Here is a 2,632-nt window from a genome sequence, read left to right as displayed (position 1 = left end):
AAGTATTTTTACACGAACTCTTATTAATTGAGTAAATAAAAAATTGTCGCAATAATTATTGCAATTCAACAAATAAAAAAGTGTTGGCAATAATAATAACCAACACTTCATTTAATTTATTAATCATTTAGTAATGATGATGTTTCTTTTCGAGATAAATATTTTGTTCGCTTAGGGATAATTAGTTTTGGATTACTACGAGCCATAATTAAGATAACTAAGCCAATAATTAACCAAACCACAACTAAACTTAACCAAAATTCCCAACCATTAATTTGTAGTAAACTAATCTCATCTAAGGCTAAAGGTGTTAACCAGAATTTGATAAACATATAACTCGCTGTCGAAAGTAAGGCACCCGTAAATATGTTTAAGTAAGTAGATGAGTATCGACGGTTATTTAGGGTTTTTTGCGTGTATTTTGCGAATAAACCAGCAAAACCTACAGATAATAAAGGTAAAGCTTCTTCAAGGAGGACTGATAACCAATCCGTAAATCCTTGTCGTGTAAAGCCAACAATTAAACCTGTCAGTAAAGCAGAAATAATAGCAAGTGGTGAACCATAACGTAGCGCTAACCAGATTAATGGAAGCATCGCTAGGCCTGAATAATCACCTGGTATGAATGAGCTAACATATTGTGCAGCAACGGCTAAAATTAAACCTAGAACAATCGCATATAAACTATCCAATAGCATACTTCTTGTACGTTGATTCATTCTATACCTCCCCTATTTTTCTTCTTTAGTAGGTTGATAATTTGAAGCTTCCATAATAATTGGTAAGACAACCGGACGACGTTGAGTCTCTTTATATAAGTATTTACCGATTTTTTCACGAAGATCCCCTTTTAGTTCACTCCAGTCAAAATTATCACCATTTAAATGTTCATCTAATATATCTAAGGTCATATCTGAACAAGCTTCAATTAAATCAATACTTGTCTTCATATATACGAAACCTCTAGAAGTAATTTGTGGTCCGACTAATACGCGACCTAAACGACGTGAAATCGTAGCAACAACCACAAAGATTCCATCTTCACTTAAGATACGGCGATCGCGTAAAACGACGTTACCGATATCACCAACACCAATACCATCTATAAGAACATTTCCGGCTGGTACTTGGGCAGTCATCGTCATTTTACCTTTGTTATACTCAATAACATCTCCGATGTACGGTAAGAAAATTTGATTATCTTCATAACCTACTTCATTTGCTAAACGTGCGTGTGCGGCTAACATTCTTGATTCACCGTTAACAGGGATAACAAATTTAGGTTTGATAAAGTTCATCATTAATTTTAAATCTGACTGACTCGCGTGACCAGATGTTTTAAAGTTATCTGTTACAGACTTAACTGTTCCGCCCGCTTTGTAAATCATATCTTTTGTTTTGGCAATGACTGTTTCCATCGCAATTGAAGGTGTTGTAGCTAGGTAAACTAAATCACCATCTTTAATATTGATTAATGAATGACGATTTGTCGCCATTAATTGAACATTTTTAATTGGTTCGCCAACGTCACCTGTTTCTAACACAATGACTTCGTTGTCAGGCGTGTTATTTAGATCTTTCACTTGTCCGATAATGTCTTTACTTGGGATTTCAATCTGATTTAATTGAATCGCAATGTCAACAATTTTGTATAATTGGTCGTCTGCTAAGAAGATTGTTCTACCTGAATTTTTAGCAGCATAAAATAATTGCTGAATACGTGAGATATTACTTCCGATTGAAGCAACAATAACACGTCCGTCTTCATTACGGAAAACTTCAGTCATGTCAGCAGTAATCTTCTTATCACTGACTGATTGAATCGCATTCTCTGCATCGGCTGAATCACTTAGTAAAGCTAAAACACCCGCTTCACCAATATCAGTTAAACGACCATAATTTGTACTGTATTGTTCTGAAGAACTTGGATCGAATTTAAAGTCTCCAGTATAAACAATTGATCCTTCGTCCGTTGAGACAACAATACCAAGAGAACCTGGAATTGTATGCGTTGTTCTGAAGAAACTTACAGTCGCATCCTCAAATTCAATCTCAACATCTTCATCAATCTTGAAGAAATTCTCGATATGTTGATGTAAACCTTGTGATTTAGCTGAAATCGTTGCTAATTCAATTGTTAATTCTGTTCCGAATACTGGCGCATCAACTTTCTCTAATAGATATGGTAATGCACCCATCGCATCATCATGACCATGTGTCAGGAAAATCCCAACGATTTGATCTTTCTTTTCAACTAAGTATGTAAAATCTGGAATGACTGCATCGATACCAAGTAATTCTTCTTCTGGAAAGACTAGTCCGCAATCCAAAACAAAGATTGACTCATTCACTTCTACCACGTAAAGGTTTTTACCTTCTTCACGCACCCCACCTAACGGGATTATTTTTATTTTACTCATTTGACACCTCTTTATTTAGTTAATTTCATTTTGATAATATACTTATCACATTATAGCACAGTTAGGAATAAAATAAAAAATTGCTTCCCCAATATTTCAAATTGATTCGTTATCATAAATCAATACCGCGGTTATTTAGAAAAATCGAGTAGGAGACTAGCCATTAATTGACTAGTCGACCTCTCACACCACCAAGCGTACGGTTCACGTAC

The 2,632-nt window shown here is 35.0% G+C and carries 2 protein-coding genes; both read right to left on the bottom strand.

Translation table 11 applies throughout. The annotated features are described in order from the left end of the window. Window positions 1-119 precede the first annotated feature (119 nt). Window positions 120-719: an energy-coupled thiamine transporter ThiT gene (locus ACFO5Y_RS03610; RefSeq protein WP_138405141.1), complete on the bottom strand. Its 600-nt coding sequence runs from the start codon at window positions 717-719 to the stop codon at window positions 120-122. 12 nt (window positions 720-731) lie between these two features. Next, entirely contained in the window at window positions 732-2,420 is a 1,689-nt protein-coding gene (locus tag ACFO5Y_RS03605; protein WP_197105355.1) for a ribonuclease J, read from the bottom strand. Window positions 2,421-2,632: the final 212 nt, after the last annotated feature.

Source organism: Ruoffia tabacinasalis (assembly GCF_042652985.1).
Lineage (GTDB): Bacteria > Bacillota > Bacilli > Lactobacillales > Aerococcaceae > Ruoffia > Ruoffia tabacinasalis.
The sequence above is the reverse complement of the archived record's forward strand: the minus strand, read 5'-3'. Positions and strand labels throughout refer to the sequence as shown.

Bases quoted from the DNA above. Each gene is read 5' to 3' on its own strand.
- ACFO5Y_RS03610 (WP_138405141.1), bottom strand. From the start codon at position 719: ATGAATCAACGTACAAGAAGTATGCTATTGGATAGTTTATATGCGATT.
- ACFO5Y_RS03605 (WP_197105355.1), bottom strand. From the start codon at position 2,420: ATGAGTAAAATAAAAATAATCCCGTTAGGTGGGGTGCGTGAAGAAGGT.